Consider the following 17439-nt stretch of genomic DNA (forward strand, 5'->3'; position numbering starts at 1 on the left):
TGCGATTGATGCGTACAACGATACGGCTGTGGACATTGCGAGCAAAACGTTGCACGGGCTGTTCGAGGAAACTGTGGCACAAACTCCTTTTGCCGTCGCAATCGAGGACGGCGAGACGCAGATCACGTACGAAGCGCTGAACGAGCGCGCAAACAAAGTCGCGAGCTGCTTGCGGCACATCGGCGTCGCTCCCGGCGATCTGATTGGCGTCATTGCCAAACGGGAAATCGCCACCTTTGCCTATTTGCTCGGCATTTTAAAAAGCGGCGCTGCCTATGTGCCGATTGATCCTGACTACCCGGCGGATCGTGTGGACTACATCCGCAGACACAGCCAATGCAAGCTCGTGCTTGAGTCTGACTTTTACGAGCGGAACGAGCTGGAGCATGCTGCCCAAAAGTACGAGGCTGCGGCTGTTCAGCCGGAACAGTTGGCCTACGTGATCTACACCTCGGGAAGCACGGGCAATCCAAAAGGAGTCATGATTCGGCACGTAGCCGCCTGCAATACGATCCAGGATATCAATCAAAAATTCCATGTTGCCGCTCATGATCGGATTTTGGGCGTATCTTCGCTCTGCTTCGACTTGTCCGTCTATGACATTTTTGGCGCGTTTGCCGCCGGAGCGACACTCGTGCTTGTCAAAGACCAAAAGGATATGGCCCAGCTTGCCGACACGATTACGGCGAAAAACATTACGATCTGGAACTCCGTCCCTGCAATCATGGATCGCGTGGCAGCGGAGAAAAAGGAGCGCGGCGAGCAGCGAGATGAGCAGCTTCGTCTGGTCATGCTGAGCGGCGACTGGATTCCGCTCACGCTGCCGCAAGCGATTCGCGAAAGCTTCCCTGGGGCGGAAGTCATCAGTTTGGGCGGGGCTACCGAGGCATCCATCTGGTCGATCTACTACCCGATCGACGAGGTTGGCCCCGAGTGGAAGAGCATTTTTTACGGAAAGCCATTAGCCAACCAGCAGTTTTATGTACTCAACTCGCGGATGGAGCTTTGCCCGCTTTCTGTACCGGGCGAACTGTATATCGGAGGAAGAGGGGTTGCGGACGGTTACCTGCATGACGCGGAAAAGACCAATCGCTCCTTTGTTCATCATCCGCAATTCGGCTATATATACAGGACAGGGGATTACGGCGTACTGCACCGCAACGGGCTGATTGAGTTTTTGGGCAGAAAGGACCAGCAGGTAAAAATTGGTGGATATAGAATAGAATTAGGAGAGGTAGAATCACGGCTGCTGCAAATCGACACGGTGAGAAATGCGGTCGTGCTGGTGGCGGGAGAAGCAGACAAGCGATTGTATGCGTATCTCGTGCCGGAAACCGAACCGCACGACCGGGATGCTTTTATAAATGAGATCAGGAGCAGGCTTGCCAAAGCTTTGCCCGATTACATGATACCGTATCATTTTATCGTCGTGGAGCAACTGCCGCTGACGGCCAACGGAAAAGTGGATGTACAGGCTCTCTTGAAGCTGAAACCGACTGGCACGAGCACCGGAACGGCATACGTCGCTCCCCGCAATGAAGTGGAAGCGAGCATCGTCGCTGTGTTTCAGGAAGTTCTGGAGACTGATCGTGTAGGTGTGCTCGACAACTTTTTTGAGATGGGCATTCATTCGTTGCAGATCGGAATGATTAACAGCAAGTTGAAAGACGTATTTGCCAGGGAAATCCCGATCCTCGCCATGTTCGAGCACGCCAATATCCATGCGCTGGCTGCCTATTTGACAGCGGAAAACGACGACCAGCCAGACGAAGGACAGGAAGAGACGATCAACGTCCGCAACCAGGGAAGAGAGCGGATCAAGCAAAGAAATGCGAAAAGAAGGAGGAACTCTGAAAGTGAATAAAGCCGAACTGCTGCATTTTTATACGACATTTACTCCCAACACCGATCCCGGTGAATACGGCTATCTCTTTCATGAGTTGCCCCAAGGCTTGCCAGAGCTGTGCCGATTAATCAAGTGCCAATTGATCCATCCCACGATGATCAAAAAAGTGAGGCATTTGCTGACCGATTATACGCGCAATGAAGACGAGAAATTTTACAAGATCACGGAAATGCTGGAGGCTCTGGTCGAACGCAACGCAGATGGCCTCACGTTTGAACGTTTGCCAAGCGAGCGGCTGCTCATTTCTTGCCGCTTTCATTCGCTGCTGCTGATTTCCATGCTGCGCTCCCGGGGACTCCCGGTGCGCAGCCGGGTCGGCTTTGCCAGCTATTTGTCCGAGAACGGCAGGAAATATATCGATCACTGGATTTGCGAAGTGTGGGAAGAAGCCGAAAAACGGTGGATCAGGGTCGATCCCGATTGGGAACTCATCGATATTCAGGGCGATGAGTTCCTGATGGCGGGTGACGCGTGGCTGATGGCACGCGACAAAGAAATCAATCCCCAGCTTTTCGGGGTCAAAAAATCGTGGGGGATGCACTACATCCGCAACAACTTGTGCTATGACCTGAATGCCGTTCTTGGAAACGAGCTGTGCTACTGGGACTATCCTCCGCTTTGCCAAAAAGAGATGGACGAGCTGGACTGGGAAGAGCTGCAACTGCTCGATGAGATCGCTCTTTATTTGCAAGACCCCGATGAAAATTACGCACAACTGCAAGCGTTGTTTTCCGAGCATAAGTTCCTGCACTTCAAAAGATAGGGCAGTTGTTCGATTAAACTCTAAGCGGTGATACGAAGATGGATAAATTGAAGAAGTACATTTACGAGCTGGTCGCAGCCAAGAAGCTATCGGCCAAGGAAGCGACGGAATACATCACGAGCCTGCAAAAAGCAAGCGAAGCCAAGACTGACGAGATCGCGATTATCGGCATCTCGGGACGCTTTCCCAAGGCGAATACGGTACAGCAGTTTTGGGAAAACATTCGCTTGGGAAGAGAATGCCTCGACGACTTTCCTGTCCATCGCCGCGAAGATGGACAGGCGCTGTTTTCCGACCAGCGATTTGCCCATAAACGCTTTAAAAAGGCCGGATATTTGGACGAAATCAGCTTCTTTGATCCAGACATGTTTCGCATCTCGCCGAAAGAAGCGCTGTCCATGGAGCCTTATCAGCGAATCATGCTGGAGCTTGCCTATGAGACTTTGCTCAATGCCGGTTACGAGACGCGGGATATCATCGGCTCGAAGACAGGCGTTTTTATCGGGAAAGACCATGTGACAGGGATCGAGTACCGCCATTACGTCAGCCCGGATATTTTTAGCCTGACTGGCTCCTGGCCGGGGATTTTGGCGAGCAGAATCTCCTATGTCTACAATCTGAAAGGGCCGAGCATCGTCTTCGATACATCGTGCTCCTCCGGTTTGGTAGGGCTTCATTTTGCTTGCGAATCGTTGCGCAGAAATGAATGTGACATGGCATTTGTAGGCGGCATAAGCGGCCTTTTCTATTTTCCGCCAGTCAAGGAAGACGGGTCGCTGGATCAGGTCGAATCCGCCGAAGAGAAGATTCGGGCGTTTGACAAGGAGGCGACAGGCACCGTATGGGGCGAAGGTGGCGGAGGGCTGCTCCTGAAGCCGTTGTCAAAGGCGCTTGCGGACAACGACGTCGTGTACGCGGTCATAAAAGGCAGCGGGATCAACAACAACGGTTTGTCCAAAGGCATTACAGCTCCGAATGGCGAGGCGCAGGAAGAGCTTCTGAAAAGCGTCTGGAAGCAGGCGCAAATCAATCCGGAAACGATTCGTTACATCGAAGCCCACGGGACAGGCACGGTATTGGGCGATTCCATCGAGCTGCAGTCGATTATCAACGCCTTTCAAGCATTTACGTCCAAAAAGCAGTTTTGCGGGGTTGGCTCCGTCAAAACGAACATTGGGCATCTGGTGGGCGCTTCCGGGATTGTCTCTTTAATCAAAGCAGTCATGATGCTCCAGCACGGGGAAATACCGCCTTCGTTGCATTTCCAGTCGCCCAGCCCGTACATGGACTTGGCCAACTCAGCCGTTTTTGTCAATGACGTGCAGACCAAATGGCAGCAGCAGGATCATCCTGTCCGCATCGGAATTAATTCGTTTGGATTCAGTGGGACCAATTGCCACGTTTTGCTGGAGGAGCCGCCAAAGGCTGTCCGGCAAGCCAGTCACGGACAAGGCAGCTACTTGCTGGTTTTATCGGCGAGAAGCGAGCACAAGCTTCAGGAGCTGGCAAAAGAATACCAGCAGTTTTTGCTAACAAACCGGGACGTCGACCTGGGGGATTTGTGCTTTACCGTCAGCTCGTCCCGCAACCATTACTCCCACCGGGCCACGATTAGTTTCGACAGCTACGAGGATTTGCTGGAGAAGCTAAACGAGCTGAAAACGGCGAACAGCGTATCCGCGTGGACGGAAAACCCGGCGATCAGCTACCAAAGGCACGAGGTCGTACCGGATAACAAACAAGCGGTCGAAGCGTGGGAAATCAGGGAACGAGAGAAAAAATCGTTAGATAGGCAAGCAAACGAAGCGATCAAGGAATGGCTCGGGAAGACCACTGACGGGAAAATGATCCGGGAGCAGGTTGCGTCGTTTTACATAAAGGGAGCGAGTATGGACTGGAAGCTGCTGTACCAAGGCGGCCGCAAGTTGTCATTGCCGGGAAATATACTGGAACGGCAAAAGTTTTGGCCTGTTGGCGTGCAGCCCAAGAAAGCAGAAGCAGAGCTTTTTTATCGTACTGTCTGGAAAGAAGAAGCTCTTGCCGACATGGACAACCAGCAGCCCGCTGCCCGCGATACCGTTCTGCTGATTGTCGATGCGGCAGATACAGCCAGTTGGCGGCTGCTTTTTTCGGAAAAATACCAGGCCAAGCGGTTGATTACGGTCGAGCTGGGAGCATGCTCTGCACAAGTGTCGCCGGACTATTTCCAAGTTTCGCGCACGCTTGAAGACATCGTCGCTCTTTGCACGCAGCTTGATTTTACGTCACTGGAGCAAATTTTATTTATGCCCCCGGCTCTCGCTGAACTGCCGGAATCACGTACGGCGTTTCAAGCGTCCATGAATCAGACAGCAGGGTCGCTTTTGCTTTTCGCCAAAGCGCTGGCGATGACGGGGAAGCTGACAAAAGAACTGGATGTCGTCCTGATGACGCAAAATGCCCAGGCCGTGCAGCCGAGCGATGCGATCTGCGATCCTTTTCAGCATATGCTGGGCGGACTCGGGAAATCGATTCGCCAGGAAAACTACGGCTTGTCCATGCGCCATATCGACATCAGCCCGGACGGCTTCGAGCCTGAGCCGCTGTTCGCGGAGCTACAGCGGAAGGGTACGGATTACTCCGTAGCGCTGCGCCAGCACCGCCGCTACATCGAGATTATCGAAAGAGCGGCGGAGGCGGGTGCACAGGAAGACGCATTTACTGTCAAAGCGGGCGATGTGTTCCTGATTACGGGCGGCTTGGGCCAATTGGGAACGGAAGTGTGCAAATACCTGAGCCAGAAAAACAAAGTGAAGCTGATCGTGCTCGGCAAGACGATGCTGCCGGACAAAGAGACATGGCCAGCGGTAGTCCGGGAGCAGACAGACAAAAGTTTGGCGGATAAACTCAATGCGGTGCTGGCTGTGGAAGCGCTCGGCTCCACGCTGGACTATCACTGTGTAGACATATGCGACGAAGCAGACATGAAACGAACGATTCAGACGATCCGCCAGACGCACCAGCGCCTTGACGGAATCATTCATTGCGCGGGCGTCGGCGTTGGCGATCTCGAAGATTTGGCGATGAGCGAAGCGGAATTTGAGCGCAGACATGCCGTGAAAACATACGGAAGCTGGCTATTGTACACCCTCACGCAGGGGATCGACACAGGATTTTACCTGTTCTTTTCCTCGGCGGTTTCTGTCACCGGGGGACGCGGGGCAATTGGCTATGCCACTGGCAATGCCTTTTTGGACGGCTGGGCAGAAGTGATCAAGCGGCAAGGCAAAAAAGTGCTTTCGATCAACTGGGCTACGTGGGAAGAGACGGCGGCAAGGCTCTCCATGCAAGAGGACAGGCACGTTTTCCGCTTTCTGCCGACCCATCAGGCGCTGCAAGCGCTCGACTACATTCTCCGCCGCCAACTGTTCAAAACGATCGTCGGCCAGTTCAATCATGCCAACGAGCTTTTGGAGCTTTCGCACATCTGGCCGTTCCGTCTGGCGGATGACGTGAAGAAAGACGTGTTCAAGCATACGGCAAAACCGGGGCGCACAGCCGCTGCCGCACCTGTACCTGTGGCGCTCAAGGAGCAGGACGGATTTACAGCGACGCAAAAAGAGCTGGCGCAATTGTGGGCAGAGGTGCTCGGACTGTCGTCCATCAGCCTGTTCGATACGTTCCATCAATTGGGCGGCGATTCGATCCACGCTGCGCAATTGTACAAGCAATGGAACGAGAAGTACCCGGGCACGCTGCACGTGGCAGACCTTTACTTGTACCCGACCATTTTTGAACTGGCGAATTACTTGGACAGCCAGAAGGCGCCGGAACCTGCCACGCTTACAGTCGAGTCGATCCTGGAAGGGTACAAACAGAGCAAATATTCGCAGGAAGAGACGAAAAGACTGCTGGAACAGTGGACCGCTTTCTCCGCAGGCCAGACTGTGCCGTCTGAGCAAAAGGACGAGTACGCCATCATCGGCTATGCCTGCCAATTCCCGTTGGCGGAAAATGCCGAGCAGTTTTGGACCAATCTGACCGCGGGCATCAATGCCATCCGGCCGTTTCCCGCCTCCAGAAGAAAGGACACGGACCGTTATTTGAGGGCAGCCCAATCCTACTGTCAGGGCGGCTACCTGGAAACTATCGATCGGTTTGATTCTAGTTTCTTCCATATTTCGCCCAAAGAGGCCGAGCTGATGGACCCTGAACAGCGCCTGCTTTTGCAAAACGTGTATGAAGCTGTGGAAAACAGCGGGCTTGGCGGGAAAAGCCTGTTCGGGACGAAAACGGGCGTGTACATTGGCAAAGATACGACTGGGCGCAATGAGTACAACAATATGATTGATATTCAGCATCCTTTGAAGGTTACCTCTGGCTCGACAGGGATACTGGCAAGCCGGATCGCGTATTTCCTCAACTTGAAAGGACCTTGCCTGGTCGTGGACACAGCGTGCTCTTCCAGTCTCGCAGCCATGTGCTTGGCTGCACAGGCTTTGAAGGCAGGAGAAATCGATGTGGCGATTGTAGCAGGCGTTTCTTTGGCGTACTTGCCTACCCAGCACAATTCGCTGATTGATTCCGCAGATGAAACGATACGCCCGTTTGATGCGCAGGCGAACGGCACGATGTGGGGAGAGGGAGTAGGCACCGTCGTGTTGAAGCGCATGGATCAGGCCGTGCGCGACAACCATCTGATCCACGCTGTCGTCAAAGGCTCGGCCATGAACAACAACGGAGCGTCGAACGGAATTACCGCACCGAATGCGGAAGCGCAGGAAAAAGCATTGATCGAGGCGTGGAGAGCAGCCGACATCGATCCGGAAACGATTTCGTATATCGAAGCGCACGCCACCGGAACGAGATTGGGCGATCCGATCGAGATGAAGGGCATCGCCAACGCTTTCCGCAGATTCACGGACAAAAAGCAATTTTGCGGGGTAGGTACGGTAAAAGCCAATATCGGCCACCTGGTAGGAGCGTCGGGGATGGCTTCGGTCATCAAAATGATTATGGCCTTCAAGCATGGACAATTGCCTCCGGTCGCAAACTTCCAGCAGCCGAATCCATTTATCGAATTTGCGGATTCCCCCGTTTACGTCAACGACAAGCTGCAGGATTGGACCGCAACGGAGTCGCCGCGTCGATGCGGCATCAGCTCGTTTGGGTTCAGCGGGACGAACTGCCATGTTTTGCTGGAAGAGCCGCCTGCCGCCCCTGTGCAGAGCGAGGACAAGCAAGGCTGGCACCTGCTGGCTTTGTCGGCGAGAACAAAAGGCTCCTTGCGTGCGCTAATCAGCCGCTACGCCAACTATCTCAACGAGACGACTGCGGTCGATGTGCAAAATTTGTGCTATACAGCCAATGCGACTCGCGGACATTACGAGCACAGGATCGCGATCTTGTTCCGCGACCAGGCCGAGCTGCGGGAAAAATGCCAGTACGCGGATGCGACAGGGCTGGAAAATAGGCAGCAGGCCGCCGAGCAAGGGATTTTGTACAAGGTGAGCCGCGTCATCCTTGACCAAAATGATCCCTCTGAACACGGACTGCTGGAGGAAGAAAAAGTAAAGCGGACGGCGATTGCGGAAAGAACGATCCAACAATACAAAGAAACCGGGACAGCTTTTGCGCTGGACAGCCTGCAAAACATCGCTGCCATGTACACAGACGGGGCAGATATCCAGTGGCAGCGCCTGTATGAAAAAGCGCAGCATCGAATCATCGAATTGCCAGCCTACCCGTACGAGTCGGTTCGGCACTGGATCGGGGCGCAAAACCACGAAGGTGCTACGCGAGCAGATGTAACTTATCGCCTGCAATGGGTGCGCGACGACAAAGCGAAAGCGCCGTTGCGGCAAGCTGGCGCGAAAAAGGGCACGTGGCTGTTTTTGAGCGGAACGGGCATCAGGAGTCATCAGTTGCTCCAGGAGCTGCAAGCGCGGGAAGCGGATGTCATCGAAGTTGCTTTCGGTGCTGCTTTTCAAAAAGGCAGCGATCATCGATACGAGGTCGGCTCGGCGGACGATTTTTCGCGTTTGCTGCAAGAGCTTGCGCATCGGGACATTCGCCATATCGTCCACTGCATGGGCGTGACGGAGGAGAAGCTCGCGTGTGCGGACGACTTTCATGAGTGGGAAAACCGGAGCGTCTACAGCTTCTACCAGCTTGTGTGCGAGCTGTTGAAACAGTCGTATCACCAGGAGATCAACCTGTATCTGTTGGGCGACCACGCGTTTTCCGTAACCAGGCAGGAAGCGGTCTTGAAGCCGCAGCATGCCGTTTTGTTTGGCATGGCAAAAGTGATCGCCCAGGAGTACCCGCAATGGAAATGCCGCTGCCTCGATCTCGATAGCGCTACTTCGCCGTCTACACTTTGGCATGAGCTGGTGTCGGAACAGGAAGACTTCCAGGTGGCGTATCGGGAAAATGTCCGGTATGTCGAACGATTGGAAGCGCAGACGCTGCAACAGGCAGAGCGTCAGGACATATCGATCCGGGAAAACGGCGTCTACCTGATTACGGGCGGACTTGGCGACATCGGGCTTGCAGTCGCTCACTATCTCGCTGGGAAGCGGCCAGTACACCTGTGCTTGCTCGGCAGAAGTGCTTTTCCTCCACGCGGACAATGGGCGGAAATCGTCCGGGAACAGCCTGATTCCGCACTAGCGGGCCAGATCGAACAAATCCGCAGCCTTGAGGAAAAGGGAGCCTCTGTAGAGGTGTATACGGTTGATGTGGCTGACGAGCGCAGGCTGGCAGCTGCTTTGGCCATGATTCGCCAGCAGTACGGGGCGATCCATGGCATTTTCCATTGCGCGGGTGTGGCTGGTGAAGGTCTGCTTATCAACAAAGGGCAAGCCCAAATAGCTCACGTGCTCGATCCAAAGGTCGTCGGCACCTGGCTTTTGGATCGTTACACCGAGCAAGACAACCTCGACTTTTTTGTCCTGTTTTCCTCTGTGACCAGCTTGCTTGGCGGGCTTGGACAGGCTGATTATACGGCTGCCAACGCTTACTTGGACGCTTTTAGCGATTACAGGCACGCCAAAGGCCAACGGAGCGTGACGATCAACTGGCCTGCCTGGAACGAGACTGGCATGGCGGGGAGATACCGCATTCAGAAAGAAGCTTCGCCGTTTCACGGCATGCATCCGGACCAAGCGATCGAGATTTTGGATGCCGTTTTAACGAGAAAACTTGCGCGCGTAATCGTCGGCGAGCTGAACGAGGCGCATTTTCAGACGCACAGCTATCACTTGCCGTTTGCGATTTCGCCGGAAATCAGCAGCTTGTTCACACAGACGGTTGCTGCGCAGACGCCGGAAGTCCAGCCGCTTGTGCCGATATTGAGCGGGCGAAACGACCACAGATACAGCGCTGTAGAAACGCAACTGGCCGCTGTTTGGCAAAAAGTATTGGGGATACCGGAAGCGAATGTGTACCAGTCTTTTCAGGAGGCGGGAGGAAACTCCATTCTCGCGACGAGTCTCGTCAAGGAAATCGAGCAGCTGTACCCGGGGCGGATCAACATCGCCACGCTGTTCGCCTATCCTTCGATTGCCAAAATGGCGGAGTATCTCGAAAACAAAGACAAGCCGAATGCACCCGAACCGTCCCGCAAAGTCGGAGAGAGCGAGAGTGTTCCCTTGCAGGACAAGCTGAGCGACTTTATCAAGGGCGATGTTTCGATGGAAAACATATTGGACTACCTAGACAAGAAAGCGTGGGGAGAAGAAGATGAGTAGCCGAAAAGAGATGAATGACAGCATTTTGCAGCTGCTGAAATCGGGACATCTCAATCAGGAAATGGCGATTTCCATGTTGGAAAAGCTGAATCGCAGTCCAGAGCGAAAGCACCGTCAGGACATTGCCGTCATTGGAATGGCCTGCCGCTTCCCCGGAGCAAGCAATCCCCAGCAGTTTTGGCACAATTTGGTCCAGGGGGTAAACAGCATCGGGTATTTTCCGGAAGAGCGGTTGCACGATTTATCCGGCTTCGTTCCAGAGCTGGAAGAGCTTTTGGCAAACGCCAATCATCAAGCTGGCTACCTGGATCAAATTTCCTGCTTCGATCACTCTTTTTTCCATATCGGACACAAAGAAGCGATGGCGATGGAGCCGTATCAGCGACTGTTTCTTGAGACGGCCTACCATGCGATCGAGGATGCCGGGTATGGGGGAGCCAGACTGAAACATTCCAACACGGGCGTATTTGTCGGATTGGAGACGGCCTACCAGTCTCATTACCGCTCCCTGCTGCAAAACGAAGATATTTCGTCGCTTGTCGGTTCCCTGGTAGGACTTTTGTCCAATCGGATCTCGTATTTTCTCGACTTGCGCGGGCCTGCTTTCGTGCTGAACACAGCGTGCTCATCGGGGCTGGTCGCCTTGCATCAGGCGTGCACGGCTCTGGCGAACAACGAGTGTGAAACGGCGCTGGTCGGCGGGGTGAATCTGATGGTCATTCCGCAAGTGACCGGAAAGCTGCACGATTTGGAGACGTCCGATGGAAGAGTGAAGGCTTTTGACAAAAATGCCGATGGAACGATCTGGAGCGAAGGAATCACAGCGCTCATGCTCAAGCCGTTAGCGAAGGCGCGGGAAGATCGCGATCCCGTCTATGCGGTTATCAAAGGAAGCGGCGTCAATGCAGACGGCGCTTCCAACGGCTTGACCGCGCCCAATCCGGATGCCGAGACGCAACTGTTTTTGCGCACGTGGGAAAAAGCCAAAATCGATCCACTGTCCATCTCCTATATCGAAGCGCATGGCACAGGCACGCTGTTGGGCGATTCGATCGAGTTGCAGGCGATCAACGACGCGTTTCAACAAGCTGCGTCCCGGCCTCATGTGTGCGGGGTCGGTTCTGTCAAGACGAATATCGGCCATACCGTTGCCGCATCAGGTCTGGCTTCGCTCATCAAAGTCGTGCTGGCTCTCCGGCACAAAAAAATTCCTGCTACGCTGCACTATCAGTCTGCAAACCCTTTTCTCGATCCGCAAAACGCTGCGGTCGAAATCGTCGCCGAGCTGAGAGACTGGAAAAGAGCGGATGGGGATGCACTGCTTCGTGCCGGGGTCAACTCGTTTGGCTTCAGTGGAACCAATTGCCATGTCGTCGTGGAGGAAGCGCCGGAAAGCGACCGTCTGGAAGCGGAGACAGAAGCAGAGCTTTTGCCGCCAGTTCATCTTTTGACGCTCTCCGCCAAGAGCAAGCCAGCACTGGTTGAATTGCTGAAATCCTACCATTCCTATTTGCATACGCATCCATCAACCAATCTTGAAGATCTTTGCTATACAGCGAACACAGGCAGAGGGCAATACGAGAACCGGATCGCGTTCGTGTTCCAGTCCGAAGAACAATTGCTGCAGCAGTTGCGCCAGGCAGATTTGTCCCAAGCAGAAGCGGCGAGAGACAAAGGAATTTACCTCTATCTGCGTGCCGAATCCAGCCGTGACGGCGGCAATCCCGCCAGCTCTTTTGCTGTCCCGGACGTGTCGGCCACGACCGACCGTGACGGCTGGCAGACGAGAGCGTCACTGGAAAAGCTGGCGGAGCAATACGTCGCGGGAATGTCGATCCCGTGGGAGTTGGTATACCGTCAGCCGCGACAAAAGCTGAACTTGCCTGTGTATCCATTTGACAAAATCAAAATCTGGCCAAAAGCGGACAAACAAGCGAACGGCTCCGTGCCAAATGCAGCGGGAAGCAGCGCGCTTGCGAGCGAAGCGCCATCCGTACTACCCGCAGCCGAGCATGCTCTTTATCAGCGCATCCAGTGGGTCCCTGCCGAGCCTTTCTCCGCACAACCGGAGAGAACAGAGAATGTGCTGGTCATTACCGACTCTACCGATTGGGGCTGCGAGCTGGCTGACGCCATCGCTGCGCGCAGCCAGCATGTCGTTCATGCCCGGCTGACGACGACAGCCTATCGCCAGGAGAACGCCTCCCGGTATGGACTGGCATGCTCGCAAGCCGATTTTGACCAGCTCATTCGCGATACAAGCCAGGCAGCACTCAGCAAAGTCGTCTTCGCTGTCGCCGTCGGAAAAAGACCCGACTATGAACATGCCGATGCCGGGCAGCTTTTGCACGCGCTGTTTTATTTGACGAAAGCATTAGGAAAAACTCGCTCTGCTCCAATCGAGCTCGTCCTGGTCGGGAAAAACGCGCAGCGAGTCCTGGCTGACGATGTCAGCGTCCAGCCGGAATTTGCTGCCTTGTTTGGGCTGGGAAAAGTCATTCGGGAGGAAAACAGCGGACTGCCTTGCAGATGCATCGACTTCGATGATGCTACAACTGTCAGCGATATCGCGGCGGAAGCTTTGGGAAGCACCGGACATTATCAGATCGCGCATCGTGTTGGTCAAAGATACTATCCCCAGCTGGCGCCGTTGGACTTGTCAGCGGTTGACGACAGCGGCCTGCGCTTCAAGGAGCAAGGCGTGTACGTCATTACCGGCGGCACGGGCGGAATCGGCCTGGAGCTTGCCAAGCATATTGCCCTCACGTACAAGGTAAAGCTGGTTCTCATCAGCCGCACCAAATTGCCCGAGCGTGGCTTGTGGGACGAGTTCAGCCAGCACGAGCAATGGGGCAAGTTGCTGCATCAACTGAAAAGCTTGGAGAGCAACGATTCCCAGGTGTATACATACAGCGCCGATGTAGCCAACCGCGATGAGATAGCCTCGGCCATACGCGACATCTACCGCGTCCACGGAAAAATCGACGGCATCATTCACGCCGCAGGCTTGCCGGGAAGCGGCATGCTCGTGGACAAGGACGAAGCGGCATTTTCGGCCGGGCTGGCTGCGAAAATTAGCGGGACAGAGCATCTGCATGCGTTGACGCGCGAAAATCCGCCTGAGTTTCTCGTTTTGTTTTCGTCCATCGCGGCGGTAGTCGGGGGCATTTACTTGGGGGATTACGCGGCGGCCAATAGCTACCTCGATGCTTTTTCCGGAGTCGCAAGCTCGCCTACGCGGATCATCACGATCAACTGGACGACGTGGATGAATACAGGTATGGCAAAACATTCGGGCGCCAGCCTTGATGCTGCTTTTCGCTCCATTTCGCCTCGCCGGGCGATCAAGGCATTCGAGCAAGTCCTGCACAAGAACCTGACAAGCGTCGTCATCGGGGAAATCAATACGGACAATGACTTGTTCTGGAACAACGCGCTGCCGATCGCCTTGGCTCCCGAAATTCGGGCGAAGATCAAATTGCCGGAGGTCGAGATAAACGTAGAGCTGACGGGCAGAGCCGATGACACCTATACCGATCTCGAACAGCAGATTGCACAAATCTGGGGCAACGTCTTCCGCATGCCGACCATCGATATTTACGATCATTTTTACGAACTGGGCGGAACCTCGATCATGGGCATCAAGATTGCCAACCGGATCAACGAGCAATGCCAGGTGACCTTGTCGGTACAGGATGTGTTTACGCATTTGACCATTCCCGATTTGGCCGAGTTTGTCCGGCAGAAGCAGCAGGAACGCAGCGGGGGAGAAGCAGCCAAGCCAAGAGAAGCGGTTCCAGACAAGCGGGTCATGCCGCTGTCGCACGCGCAGAGACGCATCTGGTTTTTGCAAAAAATGACTCCCGAGCTGGTCGCCTACAATCTGCCGTTTATTCGCACGTATGAGATGGCGATTGACGTTGCGCTCCTGGAACGGGCTGTCGCTTATCTCGCTGCCCGACACGTCATGCTGCGCACACGATTTACGCTCAAAGACGGAAGTCCCGTGCAGGAAGCGTTGCCGGAGTACCGTCCGACTATCCAGGTGATGAATCTCACTGAACAGACAGACCAGGCGCTTTTGCTGGAAAAAAGCATCCACGAGCAAAAAATGAAGCCGTTCGACCTGGAGTCGCCTCCGTATCGCATCTATCTTTACCAGCTTGCCAAGGAGAGGTTTTGCCTCTACGTCAATTTTCACCATATTCTTACGGACGGCTGGAGCATCGATATTTTTTACCAGGAGCTGTTCGGCGTTTACCAGTCGTTTTTGCAGCAGCAGTCGCCAAGGCTGGCCGAGGCGAAGCACGATTACTTTGACTGGATTGCCGCACAAAAAGACTGGGAAAACAGCGGGGAGTTCACGGAGCACGAAAGCTACTGGCTGAACGAACTGGCGAAGCCGTTGCCGACGTTGGCGTTGCCTGCTGACAAAAAGCGTCCTTCCGTGCAAACGTACAACGGCAGCTATTACAAGTTCGAGATCGGCGGCGAGCTGTATGAAAAGCTCAAGACCCACACGGAGCAAGAGCAGATTACGTATAGCAATGTTTTGCTGAGCGCCTACTTCCTGTTGCTGCACAAGCTGTCGCAGGACGAAGACATTATCGTCGGTGTGCCTACTGCTGGAAGAAACCAAAAGAAATGGGAAGAAGTAGTGGGGATATTCATCAACACTTTGTGCATTCGCGTTTCTTTCAAGCACATCTCTACGTTTTCACAGCTGCAGCATGTCGTACAGCAAAAGGTTTGGGCGGCGATCGACAAAGCGCAATACCCGTTTGATCTGCTGGTGGAAAAGGTCAATCCGGAGCGTGATTTGGCGAGAAATCCCGTCTACAATGTGCTGTTCCAGTTTTTTGACAAGCTGCATCTGGAAAATGACGGGATCAGTCAGTTTGAACTGAGTTGCCTCGCGAAGGAAAGCGATCAGCGAATCGAGATTTCCTTTGAGTACAATTCGGACTTGTATACGGACAGCACGATCCGGCAGTTTGCCCGCTTTTTCCTGCACATACTCGCACAAGTGACGGAGCGCCCGGAAATCCCGCTCAAAGAAGCGGCCCTGCTGACTGGCCCAGAGGCGGAGGAGCTGCTGCACCGTTTTCAAGGGGCGCAGATGGACTGGCAGGAGCCTCTGCCGATCCACAAGCAGTTTGAAGCCCAGGCGCAAAAAACGCCGCATGCGATCGCGCTAGTATGCGAAGACGAGCAAATGACGTATCAGACACTAAACGAACAGGCCAATCAGCTCGCCTGGCTGCTCATAGACAAGGGCGTCGGCAAAAATGTGCCCGTCGGTATTTTGGTCGACCGAAGCTTCCAGACAGTCGTGGGCATTTTGGCGATTTTGAAAGCGGGTGGCGCCTACGTGCCGCTCGATCCAGGCTATCCCGAGGAGCGCATTGCTTACATTCTCGCGCACAGCGGAGCCAAGCTGTTGCTGACCGAAAATCGCTTGCTGGAAAAAGCGGGGCGAATCGGACAGGAGCAACAGATCGAGCTCGTCAATCTGAGCCTGTTCCAAGAGGACCATGCTGCAAGCGCGATGGATGCCGCTCGCCGGGAGCAAGCACTGTCCACGTCCAATCCGCCGACAACGAGCAGCGGAGCTGACTGGATGTACATCATGTACACTTCTGGTTCAACAGGCAAGCCAAAAGGCGTGCTGGTTACCCATGCCAACGTCCATAATTTTTTGGCGTGGAGCATAGCTGACTTCCGGCTCCGGGCCGACGATGTGTTCATGCTGGTCACCTCGATCAGCTTTGATATCTCGGTCTTTGAACTATTCGGGGCGCTGTTGAGCGGAGGGCGTCTTTGCATCTTGACGCAAGACAGGCTCAAGGATACGGACCGATTGCTGGCGTACATGGAGCAGCAGCAGGTCTCAATCTGGCATTCGGTACCGAGCTTGATGGTGCAGCTCACGACTTATTTGAAAGCCAACAAGGAGCGGCATGGTCATTCCTTCGTGCTGCCATCGATCAGACACGTGCTGCTGGGCGGAGAAGCGTGGAGCTTTGCCTTGGCCAAACAAGTACGGCAAGTGCTGCCGTCCGCTGACATTCGCAACATGTACGGACCGACCGAGACGACGATCTGGGTGTCCAGCTACCAAGTGGAGCCAGAGGCAGACGCAGAGGCTCCGTATGGGGCTGTGCTCATTGGCAAACCGATTGCCAATAATCAAATCATGATCTTGGCGCCGGATGGCAACGTTTGCCCGCCGGGAGTGATCGGTGAAATTTACGTAGCCGGGCAAAATGTGACCAGCGGCTACTTCCAGGACGAGGAACGGACGAGTCAAGCATTCATCCAGCGAGCCAGCGGCCAGCTTTGCTACAAAACAGGCGATCTCGGTCGTTACTTGCCGGATGGCAACATCGAATTTATCGGCAGAAGAGATCAGTTGGTAAAAGTGCGCGGTTACCGTATCGAGCTTGGCGAGATCGAACATGCGCTCCGGGATGCGGCGGCGCTGCAACAGATCGCCGTGACGACGGTAAAAGACGGGGAGACAAGCAAAATCGTTTGCTACTACACAGCAGACAGGCCGCTCCCGATGGGTCAATTGAAGGAGTACGCGCGGAAAAAACTGCCGGAATACATGGTTCCCGCCCAATTTTTCCACGTCGAGCAGTTCTGGTTGACCCCGAACGGCAAAATGGACTGGAAGGCAATGGAGCAGCATTGCCAGTATGCAGAGGCCAGCCCTCTGTTTGCAGAAGCCCGGGATGAGGTCGAGAAAAAGCTCGTGGAAATCTGGAGAAAGCTGCTTGGCGCGCCTAACATCGGGATTCACGAAAACTTTTTTGATATAGGTGGAAACTCCTTGCTGATCGTGCAATTGCAGGAGCTGATCCAGACGGAGCTGTCCCACGACATGTCGATTGTGGAGCTTTTCCAATATACGACGATCGAAAAGATTGCCGAGCAGATCAAAGCAACTGCCGTGAACCGTTCAAGCGTGGAAGCGGGACAAAAAAGAGCAGAACTGCGAAAAAGACGAAGAACCATGCGAAGCTAAGGAGCCGTTT

At 54.3% G+C, this 17439-nt stretch carries 3 protein-coding genes and 2 pseudogenes; all 5 read left to right on the forward strand.

Annotated elements, in window-relative coordinates; genetic code table 11:
- Nucleotides 1-121 precede the first annotated feature (121 nt).
- Nucleotides 122-1426 (forward strand): annotated as a pseudogene (locus tag IRJ17_RS28325) (amino acid adenylation domain-containing protein); the annotation flags it as partial.
- A gap of 186 nt (nt 1427-1612) precedes the next feature.
- Nucleotides 1613-1864: pseudogene (locus IRJ17_RS28330) on the forward strand (acyl carrier protein); the annotation flags it as partial.
- Complete coding sequence (locus tag IRJ17_RS17855) at nt 1857-2669, forward strand: transglutaminase family protein (RefSeq protein WP_122966465.1); 813 nt, start codon at nt 1857-1859, stop codon at nt 2667-2669. The pseudogene IRJ17_RS28330 and the gene IRJ17_RS17855, both read left to right, overlap by 8 nt.
- Before the next feature lie 38 nt (nt 2670-2707).
- Entirely contained in the window at nt 2708-10399 is a 7692-nt protein-coding gene (locus IRJ17_RS17860; RefSeq protein WP_242771326.1) for an SDR family oxidoreductase, read from the forward strand.
- On the forward strand, nt 10392-17429 hold the full coding sequence (locus IRJ17_RS17865; protein WP_122966467.1) for a non-ribosomal peptide synthetase: 7038 nt from the start codon (nt 10392-10394) through the stop codon (nt 17427-17429). Before IRJ17_RS17860 ends, IRJ17_RS17865 begins: the two co-directional genes overlap by 8 nt.
- The last annotated feature ends 10 nt before the right edge of the window (nt 17430-17439 follow it).

The organism is Brevibacillus parabrevis, from assembly GCF_022701015.1.
In the GTDB taxonomy this organism is placed as follows: Bacteria; Bacillota; Bacilli; order Brevibacillales; family Brevibacillaceae; genus Brevibacillus; species Brevibacillus parabrevis.